At 64.6% G+C, this 15,689-nt stretch carries 13 protein-coding genes; 8 read left to right on the forward strand and 5 right to left on the reverse strand.

Annotated features, from left to right (window positions below):
* Positions 1-108: 108 nt before the first annotated feature.
* Both AU072_RS15325 and AU072_RS15330 read left to right on the forward strand, forming a co-directional pair.
* Positions 109-2,142: a toprim domain-containing protein gene (locus AU072_RS15325; RefSeq protein WP_064414569.1), complete on the forward strand. Its 2,034-nt coding sequence runs from the start codon at positions 109-111 to the stop codon at positions 2,140-2,142.
* A gap of 9 nt (positions 2,143-2,151) precedes the next feature.
* Positions 2,152-4,290 carry a DNA gyrase subunit A gene (locus AU072_RS15330; RefSeq protein ID WP_064414570.1) on the forward strand — a complete coding sequence of 713 codons (2,139 nt, stop codon included), beginning with the start codon at positions 2,152-2,154 and terminating at the stop codon, positions 4,288-4,290.
* A gap of 35 nt (positions 4,291-4,325) precedes the next feature.
* Here AU072_RS15330 and AU072_RS15335 read toward each other — a convergent pair whose 3' ends face one another.
* Entirely contained in the window at positions 4,326-4,859 is a 534-nt protein-coding gene (locus tag AU072_RS15335) for a TetR/AcrR family transcriptional regulator (protein ID WP_064414571.1), read from the reverse strand.
* 347 nt (positions 4,860-5,206) lie between these two features.
* Here AU072_RS15335 and AU072_RS15340 point away from each other — a divergent pair, with 347 nt between their 5' ends.
* Complete coding sequence (locus AU072_RS15340) at positions 5,207-6,127, forward strand: LLM class flavin-dependent oxidoreductase (protein ID WP_133147291.1); 921 nt, start codon at positions 5,207-5,209, stop codon at positions 6,125-6,127.
* Positions 6,128-6,257: 130 nt separating this feature from the next.
* The gene (locus AU072_RS15345) at positions 6,258-7,028 is read left to right on the forward strand and encodes a DUF1906 domain-containing protein (protein WP_064414573.1); all 771 of its coding nucleotides are present in this window, start codon (positions 6,258-6,260) and stop codon (positions 7,026-7,028) included.
* A gap of 12 nt (positions 7,029-7,040) precedes the next feature.
* Here the strand turns inward: AU072_RS15345 and AU072_RS15350 are convergent, their stop codons facing one another.
* On the reverse strand, positions 7,041-8,171 hold the full coding sequence (locus AU072_RS15350; RefSeq protein WP_064414574.1) for a coiled-coil domain-containing protein: 1,131 nt from the start codon (positions 8,169-8,171) through the stop codon (positions 7,041-7,043).
* A gap of 296 nt (positions 8,172-8,467) precedes the next feature.
* Between AU072_RS15350 and AU072_RS15355 the strand changes: the two genes are divergently transcribed.
* Positions 8,468-8,935, forward strand: a complete 468-nt coding sequence (locus AU072_RS15355) for a DUF4262 domain-containing protein (protein WP_064414575.1) — start codon at positions 8,468-8,470, stop codon at positions 8,933-8,935.
* 136 nt (positions 8,936-9,071) lie between these two features.
* On the opposite strand, the gene arr is transcribed toward AU072_RS15355, so the two are convergent.
* Positions 9,072-9,494, reverse strand: coding sequence for an NAD(+)--rifampin ADP-ribosyltransferase (gene arr, locus AU072_RS15360; RefSeq protein WP_064414576.1), 423 nt, complete (start codon positions 9,492-9,494; stop codon positions 9,072-9,074).
* Positions 9,495-9,809: 315 nt separating this feature from the next.
* On the opposite strand from arr, the gene AU072_RS28180 reads away from it, so the two are divergent.
* From AU072_RS28180 to AU072_RS15375, 3 genes are all read left to right on the forward strand, one after another.
* Positions 9,810-10,439, forward strand: a complete 630-nt coding sequence (locus AU072_RS28180) for a methyltransferase family protein (protein ID WP_133147292.1) — start codon at positions 9,810-9,812, stop codon at positions 10,437-10,439.
* Complete coding sequence (locus tag AU072_RS27645; RefSeq protein WP_165595602.1) at positions 10,328-10,897, forward strand: methyltransferase; 570 nt, start codon at positions 10,328-10,330, stop codon at positions 10,895-10,897. The genes AU072_RS28180 and AU072_RS27645 overlap by 112 nt, the downstream gene beginning before the upstream one ends.
* A gap of 79 nt (positions 10,898-10,976) precedes the next feature.
* Complete coding sequence (locus AU072_RS15375; protein WP_064414579.1) at positions 10,977-11,804, forward strand: SDR family NAD(P)-dependent oxidoreductase; 828 nt, start codon at positions 10,977-10,979, stop codon at positions 11,802-11,804.
* Between the two features lie 340 nt (positions 11,805-12,144).
* On the opposite strand, the gene AU072_RS15380 is transcribed toward AU072_RS15375, so the two are convergent.
* Positions 12,145-12,402, reverse strand: coding sequence for a DUF3297 family protein (locus AU072_RS15380; protein WP_064414580.1), 258 nt, complete (start codon positions 12,400-12,402; stop codon positions 12,145-12,147).
* A gap of 379 nt (positions 12,403-12,781) precedes the next feature.
* Positions 12,782-15,658 carry an NACHT domain-containing protein gene (locus AU072_RS15385; RefSeq protein ID WP_064414581.1) on the reverse strand — a complete coding sequence of 959 codons (2,877 nt, stop codon included), beginning with the start codon at positions 15,656-15,658 and terminating at the stop codon, positions 12,782-12,784.
* Between the last annotated feature and the right edge of the window lie 31 nt (positions 15,659-15,689).

Raw genomic sequence — 15,689 nt, forward strand, 5'->3', positions numbered from 1 at the left:
TGTGTCGACACCGTTATCGCCGCAGGCACCCAGGTTCCCCGGAGATGTCGATCCCCGCGTCTACGATTCCTGCGGCCCCCAATTCGGCATCGACACAAAGGACCCGCAGTGAGTTACACCGCCGCCGACATCACCGAACTCGATGATGTCCAGCACACGCGCCTGCGGCCGGCGGTGAACCTCGGGCTCGACGTGCTCAACACCGCGCTGCGTGAGTTGATCGACAACGCGATCGAGGAGGTCGCCGACTCCGGCAACGGTGGATCCACCGTGACGATCACCCTGCACGCCGACGGCTCGGTCAGCGTCGCCGACGACGGCCGCGGCCTGCCCGTCGACACCGATCCGGCGACAGGAAAGAACGGCATCGTCAAGACGCTCGGCACCGCGCGGGCCGGCGGGAAGTTCGACGCCCATATCGATGCGACGAGCACCGGCGCCGGTCTCAACGGAATCGGCGCGGCCGCAGCGGTGTTCATCTCCGCGCGCACCGACGTGACAGTGCACCGGGCCGGTAAGACCTATGTGCAGAGCTTCGGGCGCGGCTACCCGGGAACCTTCGAGGGCAAGGAGTTCGATCCCGACGCCCCGTTCACTCGGTCCGACGCGCAGAAATTGCGGGGCAACGGCAATCGCAAGCCCGCCATGCAAGGCACCACCGTCCGTATCCTGTTCGACCCGGCGGTGGTCCCGGACACCATCATCGACATCGGCGAAGTGCTGCTGCGGGCGCACGCCGCGGCCCGGATGTCCCCCGGTGTTCACCTGGTTGTGGTCGACGAGGGCTGGCCCGGCGAGCAGGTGCCGCCGGCGTTGCTCGAACCATTCGGCGGCCCGTGGGGCACCAACACGCTGCTGGACCTCATGTGCACCGCCGCCGGCACTCCGGTGCCCGACATCCGCGCCGCGGTCGAGGGTCGCGGCGAGTACACCACCGGGCGCGGCCCGACACCGTTCCGCTGGTCCCTGACCGCGGGCCCGGCCGAACCGGCGACGGTGGCCGCGTTCTGCAACACGGTGCGAACCCCCGGCGGCGGATCGCATCTGACCGCTGCGATGAAGGGGCTGTCCGAAGCCCTGGCCGATCGTGCGTCGCGCATGCGGGATCTCGGCCTGGCCAAGGGCGAAGAAGGCCCCGAGCCACAGGATTTCGCCGCCGTCACCGCACTCGCCGTCGACACCCGTGCCCCCGATGTCTCCTGGGACTCGCAGGCCAAGACCGCGGTGTCGTCGCGGTCGCTGAACGTGGCGATGGCCCCGGATGTGGCGCGCAGCGTCACGGTGTGGGCGGCCAATCCGGCCAACGGCGATGCGGTCACCCTGTGGACCAAGCTGGCGCTGGAGTCGGCGCGGGCGCGGCGCAGCGCGGAGGGAGCGAAGGCCCGCTCGCGCGCGGCCTCGAAGGCCAAGGGGCTGGGCACGAACTTGTCGCTGCCGCCCAAACTGCTGCCCAGCCGCGAGACCGGTCGCGGGTCGGGCGCCGAGTTGTTCCTCTGCGAGGGTGATTCGGCTCTCGGCACCATCAAGGCCGCCCGCGACGCCACCTTCCAGGCGGCATTCCCACTGAAAGGCAAGCCGCCCAACGTATATGGGTTTGCCTTGAGCAAGGCGCGGTCCAAAGACGAGTTCGACTCCATCGAGCGCATCCTGGGCTGCGGTGTGCGGGACAACTGTGACCCCGAGTTGTGCCGATACGACCGGATCCTGTTCGCCTCCGACGCCGATCCCGACGGCGGCAACATCAACTCCAGCCTGATCTCGATGTTTCTCGACTTCTACCGTCCACTCGTCGAGGCCGGGATGGTCTATGTGACCCTGCCGCCGCTGTTCGTCGTCAAGACCGCCAGCGAGCGGATCTACTGTCAGGACGAGTCCGAGCGCGACGCGGCGGTGGCCAAGATGAAGGCCGCCTCGAAGGGCAGGGTCGAGGTGCAGCGCAACAAGGGCCTCGGCGAGATGGACGCCGACGACTTCTGGAACACCGTGCTCGATCCCCAGCGGCGCACCGTCATTCGTGTCCTGCCCGACGACGGAGAAAAGAAGTTGCACCACACGTTGTTCGGCGGACCGCCCGAGGGTCGTCGCACGTGGATGGCCGAGATCGCCGCCCGCGTCGACACCAACTCCCTCGATCTCGACTAGGAGAGCCACGTGACCGCCACCCTGGACGTTCCCGAGCAGAATCCGGACCTGGTCCTCGACCAGAGCGCCGACGATTACTGGAACCGCTACCAGCTCACCTTCGCGCTCTACAGCGTCAGCGACCGCGCGATCCCGTCGGCCTACGACGGACTCAAGCCGGGTCAGCGCCGGTTGCTCTACCAGATGCACGATTCGAAGCTGACGCCCGGCAACAAGCCGCAGAAGTCCTCCAAGGTCTGCTCGGCCGTCACCGGCAACCTGCACCCGCACGGCGGTACGTCGATGTACGGTGCGGCCGCGCTGATGGCCGCCGAGTTCCAGCGCGTGAAAGTCATTGACGGGCAAGGCGCGTTCCCCCGCATCCAGGGTGATATCCCCGCCGCCGACCGCTACACCGAGATGCGGTTGTCGGCTCCCGGCGCCGCGCTGACCGCCGAGCTGGACAGTCACGCCGTGCCGATGGTCTCGACCTTCGACGGCGAATGGATCGAGCCGACGGTGCTGCCTGCCCAGTGGCCGGTGTTGTTGTGCAACGGTGCCGTCGGCATCGCCGAGGGGTGGGCCACCAAGGTGCCCGCCCACAATCCGCGCGAGATCATGGCCGCCTGCCGGGCGCTGTTGAAGACACCGAACATGACCGACGACCGCCTGGTCAAGTTGATCCCCGGCCCGGACTGGGGTTGCGGTGCCACGGTGGTCGGTACCGCCGGCCTGCGGGAGTACATCACCACCGGTCGGGGTCAGTTCACCGTGCGCGGCACGCTGTCGGTGGACGGGAAGAATGTCGTCATCACCGAGTTGCCGCCGGGCGTCGCGAGTAACACGGTGCAGGAACGCATTCGGGCCCTGGTGGAGTCCGGTGAGCTGCCCGGTGTGGCGGACATGTCCGATCTGACCGACCGCCGCAACGGGCTGCGGATCGTCGTCACCGCCAAACGCGGCCACAGCGCCGAGCAGATCCGCGATCAGCTGCTGGCTCTGACGCCTTTGGAAGGGACCTTCGCCGCCAGCCTCGTCGCGCTCGACGAGAACCGGGTGCCGCGGTGGTGGTCGGTGCGCGAGTTGATCAAAGCATTTCTCTCCCTGCGTGATTCGGTGGTGCTGCACCGCAGCGAGTACCGGCTGGAGAAGGTCACCGCGCGCCGTCATCTGGTGGCCGGCCTGATGACCATCCACCTCGACATCGACGCCGCGGTGGCGGTGATCCGCGGCTCCGAGACCGTCGACGAAGCCCGACAGGGTCTGCAGGACCGGTTCAAGATCGACGCCGTTCAGGCCGACTACGTGTTGGCGTTGCAACTGCGCCGCCTGACCAAGCTCGACGTCATCGAGTTGCAGGCCGAGGCCGAACGACTGGACGCGGAGTTCGCCCAACTCACCGAGCTGGTGTCGGATCCCGAGGCGCGCAAGGCGGTCATCGACAAGGAATTGGTCGAGACGGCAAAACTGTTCAAGGGCCCCGAATTCGACCGCCGCACCGTGCTCGACTTCGAAGCCACGCCGGTCACGTCGGGCGGAGGCGACGACGGGCCTCGCGAACGCAAGGTGAACGCGTCGTGGCGGCTCGACGACCGCGGCGTGTTCTCCGACCGCCACGGCGAGCTGCTCACCTCCGGATTGGGGTGGGCGGTGTGGACCGACGGCCGGGTGAAGTTCACCGCCGGTGGAGGGCTGCCGTACAAGGTCCGCGAGATTCCCGTCGCGCCGGACATCACCGGCCTCGTGTGCTCGGGTGTGCTGCCCGAGGGGTACCACCTGGCGTTGGTGACGCGACGCGGAAAGGTTCTGCGCATCGACCCGGCGGCGGTGAATCCGCAGGGCGTCGCCGGCAACGGCGTGGCCGGGGTGAAGTTGGCGGGCGACGACGACGAGGTCATCGCCGCGCTGCCCGTCTCGTGCGCCAACGGCGAGGCCATTCTGTCGCTGGCGGAAAAGAGTTGGAAGGTCACCGAAGTCGCCGACATCCCGGTGAAGGGCCGCGGCGGCGCCGGCGTCGGGTTTCATCCGTTCGTCAAGGGTGAGAGCGCGCTACTTGCGGCGTCGATCTCGGCGACGGGCTTCGTGCGCGGGAAGAGGTCGGTCCGGGCCGAGAACCGGGCCAAGGCGTCGATCAAGGGCTCTGGCCTGGATGTGACGCCGGCCGGATAGCCGAAGTCCACTTCGCTTTACGGTTGACCGGATCCCTACCGCGCTGCCGTAGCTCGACACACCAACGTCACCAGGGAATCGATCTCGTCGGGTGTCATCGCTCGTCCGTCGAAGAGGGAGACCGACACCGCGGGTGCCAACATCATGCGCAGCACGACCGCCGAATCCACGTCAGCGCTCACCTCGCCGCGATCGATACCTCGCTCGACCATCCCGAACCATTGCGAGAGGTCGTTTCGAAACCAGCCCATCATGGAGTCGTTCAACGACGGGTACCGCCCCGAGATCATCGTGGCCATGATTGCCCGCTCCACGGGATCGGCTGCGAGCGAAGCCAACTCGGTGATCAGGGTCCGGACATCGCTCTCCCACGCGCCGGTGTCCGGGGTGTCGGTGCGATGACGCGCGTGAAATACGAGAGCTTCGTCCAGCAGTGCCGCCGAGGTGGGCCACCACCGATAGATCGTGCCCCTGTTAACCCCCGACCGTACCGCCACCTCCGCGATCGGAAGCTCCACCTTGCCTTCGGTCAACAACTCCAGACATACGCGCATCACCGATTCACGCACACGCTCGCTGCGTCCGCCAGGGCGAACGCGTTGTCTGACTGCATGATTCGCCGCACTGCGGTGCGTTGACGAGCTCACGGTCCTTGGTCCCTTGCAGCTGGACCGACGCTGGCGTTGCGCGCTGTCGGTTTCATCGGGCCTCCTCGTCGTCGGTGTCCCATTAGATCGCGCCAGCGCGGGGCGGCCTTTCGATCCCCGAGGCACCGTGATCTTAATTGAACAGTCTGTTGCTATTATGCCTCCTGTCGATCGCTGGTTCAGTAAAGGAATGCTGCATATGTCACGGATAGCGCTGCGCCGCTTAGTAGTCGGATTCCGCTCTGCCCCACGCCTCCCGAGGAGCCACGTTGAGCTCTGATCTCGGGTTGAAGATCTCCATGGGTCTTCCGACACTGTTCCCGCACGGACGCGAGACGGAGCTTGCGTGGTATCGGAAGATAGACGAGGGCCCGTGGGACGGGCTCGTCACCTACGAACGAATCGTTTACCCCTACAGCTGGTCAGTCGTCCCGCAGCTTGCCGCCGCGGCTGCGATGACGGAGCGCGTCCGACTCTGGACCGACGTCGTCGCACTCCCCATGCGAAACCCCGTCCTGTTCGCCAAGGACTTGGCGACGATCGACGTCCTATCGGACGGGCGCTTGACGCTCGGGATCGGCATCGGCGCCTGGGACGAGGATTACCTCGCAGCCGACAGCCCGCTTGACCGAAAGCGGCAACGAATGGACGAGGCCGTCGCGGCGATGCGCCGCGTGTGGGCCCAGGAGCCGCCCATCGACGGACACTTTCCCGTAGGGCCCGCGCCCGTCCAGAGCGACGGCATTCCGCTTGTCGCCGGCGTGATCGGCCCGAAGGCACTTGCTCGAGCGGCACGATGGGCTGCTGGAGTGAGCGACCCGGCCCATTCACTGCACTTCGACCCCGAGGCGCTGGCGGCTCAGCGCGAGCGTGTCATCGAGGCGTGGCGGGCTGCAGGCAGGACGGATCGGCCACACTTCTCCGCGCCGGTTTGGTTCGCGCTCGGGCCTGAGCCGGAACGTCAACTCCGGGAGCACGTGAAGGACTTCTGGGACGAAGAAGTCGGCACCGTCGGAGAAGACGTCTCCTACTTGACCACTCCGGGCACGGGGACGATGAACTGCGGAGCGGCCGGCCTTCTTGCCGCCGTCAACGGTGCACGAGAGGCGGGACTCGACGAGCTCAGGCTCATCCCGTCGACCACCGACCCCGACGAAATCGACCGCGCACGCGAGGTGCTTGGTATCTGATCCGACGCTCGGTGTCGGTGACGGGGGCACATCATGGCGCCGCACCCGCCCGTACCGGTGCGGCATCAAAAATTGATATCGACCCCGCGTGGCTCCCTAATCACAGGCGTCTCATAGATAACATCGCGCGGTGCAGTTATCCCGGCGTGACGCACTGCGCTACGCCGCCACGGTGTCGGCACTGGCCGGACTCGGTGCGGCATCGGCGGGTACGCATGCGCCCAGCGCCGCAGCCGCCCGCCCCACGCTGATCGACTATGCGATGCGCCAGATTCCGGCGCAGGACATCCGGGCCGCCGGCCACTCGGGCGTCATCAACTACGTCTCGACCTCACGACCGGGCTCGTCCTTCGGCGCCAAGCCGATCACGCTGCCCTACGCGAAATCGCTGGCCGCAGCCGGTCTGGTAATCGTCAGCAACTACCAGTACGGCAAGCCGGGCGGGACGGCACCGTCGGACTTCACGCGCGGGTATGCCGGCGGCGTCGCCGACGCGCGCACGGCCTGGCACCTGCACACCGCAGCGGGTGGCGGTCGCACTGCGCCGATCTTCTTCAGCGTCGACGACGACATCGACCGCGAGACGTGGAACAACGTCGCGCTGCCCTGGTTTCGCGGAATCAATTCGGTGATCGGCGCGCTGCGCACCGGGGTCTACGGCGGTATCAGGACGTGTCAGTGGGCCGCGGCCGACGGTGTCATCGGCAGGTCGACCTCGCCCGGCAAGGTGTGGGCCTGGCAGACACGGTCCTGGTCCAACGGTCAGATCTACCCCGGCGCGGTGCTTTACCAGCGCATCATCGACACCGCGTCGAACCCGGGGCCGGTGGTCGGCGGCATCCGCGTCGACGTCAACGATGTGCTGGCGCAGGACTGCGGCCAGTGGAATCTGCACCCGTGACCGTTGTCGCGGTCAGCGGCGCGGTGTCGTGGTGACGTGCACGTGGTCGTAGTGGCCGTAACCTGAGCCCGCCGGACCGCTGGGCGTGTAGTAGGTGCCGCGCCAGATGACGTCTTGGAGCCCGAATCGGCTCGCGTTGCTGAGCATGAAGTCACGGATCGCGTCACCGAGGGCGATGCCCTCGGCGCTCTCGGGATTGGGGATCATCACGTCGATCGCCAGGCCGCTCGGATGCCACGGCTTCGAGTCGGGCCGGACGCCGTCGATGTCGGCGATCTGAGGATATTTCGCGCTGATCGCCCGGGCGGCAAGGACGGTGTTGACCTGTAGCCCAGCCTCGTTCGCGACACCGACGGGCAGTGCCTCCGGGACGTCGACGCGGGCAGCCGCCAGAGCTTGAGCGGGGTCGACGGGCGGCTGGCCGGGCATCGCGAGGATCGCCGGGTCCGGCGGTGCGGGCGCAGCGGGCGGTGGGGGTGGTGCTGCTGCAGGAGGCGGGGCCGCGTTGTCGATGACCGCCTGCTGCTGCGGTGTCAACGCCGCGTACTGCGCCTCGGCGGCGGCGATCTTGCGCAGCAGGTCATTCCATTTAGCCTGCAGGTCCGCGCGGACCGCGGCGGCCTGCTCGGTCGCGGCGCGGGCGTCCGCTGCCGACTTTTCGGAAGCCTGGGCGGCGGTCTGGGCGCGCTCGCGTGCGGCGTGGAACGCCTTCATCTGCTCAGCCGTCGTGGCGCCGACCACCCGCTGCAGCGTCAGCTTGTCGAGCAATTGCTGCGGGGAGGATGCGGTCAGTAGCGCCGCTGCCTGACCGTTGCGGCCACTCATGTAGTCCATCGCCGCGATGCGGTCGACTGCCGCCTGGTACGGCGCTAGCTGGGAGTTCGCGGCTGCGAGGGCATCAAGGTCGGTGCGGTGGCGGTCTTCGGCCGCCGTCTGGGCAGCCATTCGTTCGTCGACATCGTGTTGGGCGGCGGTGACGGCCTCGCGGGTCTCCAGCGCCTGAGCCGACAACTCGTTGAGTTTGGCCAGTGCGTCATCCGCCGGGTCTGCCACAACGTGGCCTGCCAGTGACAGAGCCAGCGCCAGGACCGTGGCTGCGACGCCGCCCGCCATCCGCGGGAGTAAACGGCGCACCCGACCCATTCGGATTGTCACGATCCTTCGTTGCAGGGACCATGTCGGTCCGGCCACGTTTTGTCTCGGACAGGTTATGAACTCACACCGACGATGTCTACTCGTCGGTCAATCTGACGCCGCTTCCTTCCTGAAGGCCCGCCACTTCTCGAGCACCGGCATCGTCAGCGCGATGGCTGCGCGGCTCGTGGACGCCGCCGACGGCGATGACCGCCTTGCGGGTCTGGCGGTTACAGCAAGTCGACACGCAGGCAGGTTGTCGGACCTCGAGAGGAAGGTGAGGGCAGCGACGGAAAGGAGCCAAGATGTGCTGGCAATGCGATCACCCGGAGGCCACCCGTGCCGACTACCACGACGTGCTCCGACGAAAGATTTCTGAGCACGGCTGGGCCGTGCAATACGTCGAGGACGAGCCGACCCCGTTCGCCTACACCATCGGGCTGCACGGAGCCGGGCTGCCGGAGCTGTTGGTGACCGCGTTGGCACCCCGGCAAGCGGCGAGGGTGCTCAACACGGTGGCCGACTACATGATCCGCTCCCGGGTGCCGGCACCCGGCGACACGATGGAGTTGCCCGACGGCTGGCGCGCCGAGTTCGTCGCGGTCGCGCAACCAGACGTGCATATGTGTCTGGCGGTGGAACTGTACGGACCCGACGTGCGGGCCCTGCAGATCGCGTGGCTCGATGAGCGCGGCCACTCCCCCTGGTGCCCGGAGTTCAACGCCGGCGGCCGCCGCCAGCCAGTGTTGGGCGTGCGCGCTCGGCAGACGTAGGTTGGCCGGCTACCCGATTCGAATCGAAGTAGCGGCGTACGAGCAGGTACCGCGCAGCGCAGCGCCGGCGTGCAGGACGTCGGTGAGCGGCCGAGGGCTTGGTGCGGCGACGTAGAAAGTGGTGACGGCGGTCTTCTCAGTTCAGGATCTCCGCATCGTCGTTTGAGAGAAGCGCAGACAGTCGGTGGCGCCACGTCTGCAACTGTTCAGGGGTCAGTCGCGTCCACTCAGTGATCTCGCCGACGATCCGCAGTGGGGCTGTACTGCGGTAGGACCGAGTCGGGTTGCCGGGGAACTTCTTGTCCGTCACGTTCGGGTCATTCTCGAACTCTCCGGTCGGCTCTACTTCGTACACCCTCGGAAGTGCTTGCCCCTCGGCGAGTTCCGCGGCGATCTCCGCGGCAAGGCCGGCTCCCTCAACGAGAGCGGTGAAGTAGATGTGGTTCATCACGATCTCGGGACGGTAGTTTGATCGATGCCCCGCGGTGAGGAACTCACCGACACTCAGCTTCGCGATCGTGCCGTGGAAGAACGGGCCGTCATCAATCTGTTTGGACACCTGAAGTCCTTCGGACGTACTGCTGAGACATCCCAGCATGCAGCACCACCCGGGCCTTGCCACAAGCCCCCTATCAGGCCTTATCCTGGAGGTGAGAGCGATTCTGCGGAGTGCGGATCCCGGGATCTCACCGAAGGCTCTCGGTCGGTCGTGTCGGTCCGAATCTCCTTTTGAGAGAACAGCTTTCGCAATGCCGCCGAGCAGACGCCCGGCAGTGCATCCGCCGAACTGTCCGCGGGGGCACCTGTGTTTTCCCTCCCGCGGTGACGCTAGAAAGCGGGATTGAGAATCCGCCTGGATGGCTAACCTGCACGGATGCCGTCGACGCCACTGCCCGTAGTGCTGGCCACGCTGGCTCTGCGACGCAGACTCAAACAGCTCGCCGACCTTTTGGTGCCGCCTCAGATCGCGATGCTGGATCTCGGCGAAGGCGTCGGCGGTGTCCAGATCGCCGCAACCATCGCCGAACTCGGGATCGCCGATGTGCTCGCCGATGGGCCGAAGAGCGCGCACGAGATCGCCGCCCGAATTGACTGCGATGAAGACACCACTCACCGCCTGCTGCGCGGCGCGGTCGGATGCGGCCTTTGCACGATGGATCACCGCACGGGCGCGGTGAAGCTGACCCGCACCGGGGCGGTGCTGCGCAGCGACCATCCTTCTTCGCTGCGGGCGTGGATGCGCTACAAGGGGATGCGGTCGACCGTGGATGCATGGGGCGGCCTTGCCGCCAGTGTGCGAAGCGGCCGAAGCGCTTTCGAGCTCGTACACGGGATGTCGGTATGGGAGTGGTTCGCCGCCCATCCCGACGAGCAACGCTCTTCGCGTCGACGATGCGGCAAGCCACCGAGATCAGCGCCCGCGCCATCGCGCGGGTCTACCCGTGGCCGGACGGTGCTGTGGTGTGCGATGTCGTCGGCGGCATCGGCACGCTGCTGTCGGTGATCGTGGCGGAATCGCGCGCGAACCTGCGCGGGATATTGGTCGACAGTGCAGGGATGATCGCCGAAGCCGAAAGTTTCCTCGCCGAGCGCGGCCTGGCTGATCGCATCGACCGTGTCGAGGGCGACATCTTCGGCACCATCAGCGCCACCGCTGACGTCTATCTGCTCAAGGATGTGCTGCACGACTGGGACGACGAACGCTGCGCAGAGATTCTTGCCGCGGTGGCGGCGAGCATGCCCCGAGGGAGCAAGCTGGTGGTGGTCGAATACCTTCAGGAACCCAATCGCCCGAACCCGTTTTCGCCGCTTCTCGATCTGCACACGTTGACCCAACGAGACGGCGGACGTCTGCGTTCGCTCGCCGAATTGTCGGCCCTCCTCACCGGCGCCGGTCTGAGGCCGACCGGCCGGACGTTCTCGGTCGTCCCGCACGACCTCATCGAGGCCGAGAAGGCGTGAAGGGTGCAGCCCATATCGCTGGACCGACCGCCGAGTTAGACAGTCCTGCGCCCTTCGTGGTCGACGTATCGTCGAGGCCGTGGGCAAGACGATCGTCATCACGGGCGCGAGCGACGGGGTCGGGCGTGCTGCGGCCCAGGTGCTGGCTTCTCGTGGACACACGACGGTCATCGTCGGGCGATCCCGGGAGAAGACTGAGGCAGTAGCGGCCGAAGTCGGGGCACCGCATCACTGCTGTGATTTCGACAGTCTGGACGACGTCCGCGGTCTGGCGGCAGAGCTTTTGAACCGCTACGACAAGATCGATGTGCTGTGCAACAACGCCGGACTTCAACTCAGCGGCGCGCGTCAGCTGACCCGTGATGGTTACGAACGCACTCTCCAAGTGAATCACTTGGCGCCCGCTCTGCTCACACGTCTTCTCCTGGATCGTTTGATCGAATCCAAGGCGGCTGTGATCGCTACATCGAGCAGTGCCGCGCGTTTGGTGCAGCTGCACGTCGCTGATCTGAACGGGGAGAAGCGGTTTCGTCCATTGCATGCCTATTCGGAAACCAAGCTCGCGAATGTGTTGTTCACCCGCGAACTTCACCGCAGGTATCGATCGGCCGGGCTCGCCGCGGCATCCTTCGAACCGGGGTCGGTGGCGTCAAACTTCGCCAACGATTCGACGGCGGTCATGCGCGCCGTCTTCCACTCGCCCTTGCGGAAGCTCTTACGCACCCCCGAGCAGGGCGCAGACACCCTCGTATGGTTGGCGGACTCAGCCCCCGGTGTTGATTGGCCTTCGGGCGAGCACTTCCGCAAGAGACGTGTCGCGAAGACGCACCGCGCCGCCGATGATGTAGAGCTACGAAAGGTGCTGTGGCAGCACACTTACGAAATGCTCGACAGGTCTCAGCGGTAGCTCCACGGTTCCACGCGGAGATTTCGCACGGCCGCAAGGCCGTCCTCTCCCATGAAGTTAACGAGAGTCCCAAAGGCGCCTGCTGATTGCGTGGTAGATGCGGCTGGCGGCGACATCGCGCTGCTGGCTCGCAGAGTCGAGGACGAGATCGGCCCGCCAAGCACCGCAATTTCAGCGGCGAGCCGAACTGCCGCTCGTGCCGCGGCTCGGATACCCGCTCGCCGTGCTTCGAGTCTGGCCATACTCGCCCTCCAGGGTGGTCTGTCATGTGCTGTCGGACAGCGTGCGGCAGGGCACGGGGGATTGCTCGAGGGGTGGCGTTGCTCGCTCGGGAAGTCCGCTACTCCGTTGAGCGGAAATAAGGTTCAACCGTGCCGTTGAGCTTGACGACCATGGGATTCCCGCGGCGATCCTTCGCGGTCGGGATTTCGGCACGCACCCAACCCTCGGCCACGTTGTATTCGTGAACATTGGTCTTCTCAACGCCATTGAAGCGAATACCCACGTCGCGGCGAAGCACCTCTTCGTTGTAGAAGGCGCTGCGCGGGTCGATGGATAGGTGGTTCGGTGGAACGTCTGCTTCTGAATCTTCGGACATGATGGCTCTCGTTTTATGCGGCGTCAGGTGCTTGCGTTTCTCTGTCAAAGAATTTACGCGATCCAGCCGTACTGGGGTCCGCTGGATGGAATAGGTGACACTGGCAGGCCAAGCTGTCACCGGATCTCGCGGCAGGCCCCCGCGGGCAGTTGTAGAGATGCAACGAAGATTGTCAAGACACGCCTGCCTACTTTGACAAGACTCGGGCGTGTCGCGAGAGCTTGTTAATCTTCGTTGCAAAATAGCTGGTCAAACGCTGGATTACCGCCATAACCTCCGCTTCCAGCGTTCGCACTACTCCGATCCGCCGTTGAAAACGGTCTACGGAACGCGCGAACAAACGTCTAGATCGACATCGCGCAGCAGCTGGGAGAGCGCTCTACGCCTGGGGTCTCTTATCAGCGAAAGACCGCAACTCGGTGGCGACTGGCCTCCGCGCAAGGACAGGCCAGCACGCTCGGGCGAGCAGAGATTTTGCGGGCCAATCGTCTTCGCTCAGCTCTTCAACTGCGATCTGTAATAGCTGAGAGTTATCGGGATCGTTCAGGACTGCCATGAGGTTCTCCGACTTGAATCGATTCGACCCGGCTTGAGTCAGCGGTCGCATTTCGCCTACTTCGTTGTACTGCAGCTGCAGGTTGTCGCAGTCGCCGAGTGCATCGATAAGTTGTTGTGACAGGATCGGATTCGGGCCGCCGTATTGTTCGATCGCGCCACGAAGCAGTCGTCCCAACTTGACTGCGCTGCCTTGCGGTTTAGGCCCCCGGTACACCCACATATCAGCGTAGCGAGCAGTATTTATTGGCTCTCCCGGAACTCGTGCGCCGAAGCTCCCGTAGTGGATCAATGCAGATGCAACGGCATGCTGCACGGGTGTACCTGTGAGGGCCGCGGCCAGTCTTTCACGGATTGACAAGCGCTGGTCATTTTCCGTTGCCGCCGCAGTCAGACCCAGTGCAATCTTCTTGGGTTCGGTCGGCATCGGACCCTCAAGACACCGGAGTACGCAATCCACTAGGCGCGACACGAATACCGGCTTGTTGGCCGCGAGGCCATCATCGAGGATATCGGCGGCAAGCTCAGGGGCGATGGGATACAGCCAGCCGGGCCACTTTTCGTCGAAATCGCATTCCTCCACCACTTTCAGAACTAGATCTCGATCGTATGAGCCACCATCGAAGAGTTCTCCGGCAGCGAAGAGCCAGGCATTTCGCCAGTGCGGACTTCGAGCGGCAACGGTCAGATTATGACGATGGTCGATCTCGCCGGCGCTGACGAGGGCTCGCCCGGCCATAAGTTCCTGCAAACTGCGAACATCGAACGTGACGGTATGGTCCTCGTCCGCGGTGAGAAGTACAAGGCGTTGCGTCGCGATCGATACCAGCTTGGTGGCAAGTTCGTTGGCCCTGGGTATTTGGTGTCCGTCTTCACGTAAACGCTCGAACGCGATGTCGTGCAGTTCAGTGAGAGGGAGTTTCGCTCCATCTGTCGAGGTAGTCTCACACCTTTGATGAAGTACCAGGCCTACGCGTCGATGGATGTCTTCGATCTCGGTGCGATAGCTGTTGAGGAATGTTTGGTCGCCGGTGCGTTTATTCGCCTCTCGTTTAAAGACCGTGTCGAAGTAATTCCAAAACAGACGATATCTATTCGTCGGGAGCACGCCGGTGCTCGCGACGATCACGGTTAGGATGAGGACTTGCAGCGGCGTCTTCATAAGTCGCTGAACGCCCGCCGTGCTTGTAGCCCGATCGAACTTATCCAGCACCGACTGCCGATACTCTGGCTCGTCGTTTGCGAGTCGTTTAGTAGTAACGAAGTGCCCATAGTCGGCGGCTTCGGTCACCGTCAGATAAGCCAGATCAAGTTGGGCGAAGTGCTCAGGTAGCAGGCGTTCGGTATAGCCGGTTGGACGGGTGGTTACGATCACGAACATGTCGCAGTCGAGATCATCAGCGCGCGATACTAATTGAGTAACTTCGGTCAACACTCGATGTCGCAGAGCGGGATGCGTAACCTCGTCGAGTCCGTCGAAAATAACGACACACGGCCACACCTTCATCCAGTTTTCAAGCGTCTCGGGATGTACAGGCACGCCAGCGCGATCCGAGATGCGGTTGCAGACGTACCGTTGGATGCTAGGCCCGCCGTCGGGAGTTGGCCCCATCTCGTCTGCCATGTGAGTGAGGTCTATTCGAATGGGCCAGCGAGGAATTGAGGGGCAATCGAGCTGAAGTCGATCGAGGGACACGAAGGCATCTTCGATCAATGTCGCGACACCCGCGGGGGGCGCCGTCTCCCACCGTGCGAAGTTGGCTCGGTAGACATGGGCGAGGTAGCGACTCAGGGTGCTCTTTCCATTGCCTGCCGCGCCGGTAATCACCACATGACGAGGTCGCGGTTCTTCACCAAGACGAGAGGCGCGAAGCAGAGACCGGCGAAGCAAGCGGTCTCCGCGTGTGAGGCATTCGATTAGTGCGGTCGACCGGCGACCCGCCGGTGTGTCGACGGGGAGGTCGATGACGATCTTGTCGATCGGGTGTCGGCTGTCGTCATCGCCTGCGTCGTCGAAGCGCACCCATCGGCCGGTCTCGAGGGCATTATGCGCGTGGTCGACGAACAGCTTCGTCACGAGTTCTTTTGGTACCGAGCCGGGGAGTCTGTCGAGGCGGGCGAGGACGTCTCCCAAAGTTATAAGTGGCGCGAACCGTTGTCGCGCCGAAGCGTTGTTGGTAAGGAGATTGGTCAGCTTGTTTCGGTGCCAGACCTTGATGTTCCGGAGGCCACGGGACCGTAGGGTCCTGACCTGGCGATTGTTGCCGTAGTTGTGGATGAGGCGCTCGGCGAGGTAGCCGTCGAGCTTCTGCATCGTGCCGCCCGGATCAGCTGGGGTCAACCGTACGTTGGTGATTAGAAGCAAATTCTCGGGAAATCGAGATCGCTTGCTTTCGGGATCGATCCATTTCTTGAGTTCTTTGTTCATTTCGCTGACCAACCACGCGAGGTCGCGCTCAGGATCCTGTGTTGGGTTCTGACATTGCTTAACCTGGATCACCGTGTAACCCTGCCAACTCTCGTGATCGTCAGGATCGTGCAGCGACCAGTTGATCTTGCCCGACCACGTCGCCTCTCGACCGCCATCCGGTCCTGGGCCGTAGACCTCGAGACCGGCTCCGATGACCGATTCGGCAATAGCGACTGCCAACTGTTCGAATGCACGCGGGCTGAGCTGCTCGTAGGCGAAATCATTTTCCATGTTCGCTGCCTTCAGAACTTGGGTGCGACGG

This window comes from Mycolicibacterium novocastrense (assembly GCF_001499835.1).
Lineage (GTDB): Bacteria > Actinomycetota > Actinomycetes > Mycobacteriales > Mycobacteriaceae > Mycobacterium > Mycobacterium novocastrense.

Excerpts from the sequence above, each read along its gene's own strand:
- AU072_RS15350 (WP_064414574.1), bottom strand. The coding sequence starts at position 8,171 with ATGGGTCGGGTGCGCCGTTTACTCCCGCGGATGGCGGGCGGCGTCGCA.
- AU072_RS15355 (WP_064414575.1), top strand. The coding sequence starts at position 8,468 with ATGTGCTGGCAATGCGATCACCCGGAGGCCACCCGTGCCGACTACCAC.
- AU072_RS28180 (WP_133147292.1), top strand. The coding sequence starts at position 9,810 with ATGCCGTCGACGCCACTGCCCGTAGTGCTGGCCACGCTGGCTCTGCGA.
- AU072_RS27645 (WP_165595602.1), top strand. The coding sequence starts at position 10,328 with ATGCGGCAAGCCACCGAGATCAGCGCCCGCGCCATCGCGCGGGTCTAC.
- AU072_RS15380 (WP_064414580.1), bottom strand. The coding sequence starts at position 12,402 with ATGTCCGAAGATTCAGAAGCAGACGTTCCACCGAACCACCTATCCATC.
- AU072_RS15385 (WP_064414581.1), bottom strand. The coding sequence starts at position 15,658 with ATGGAAAATGATTTCGCCTACGAGCAGCTCAGCCCGCGTGCATTCGAA.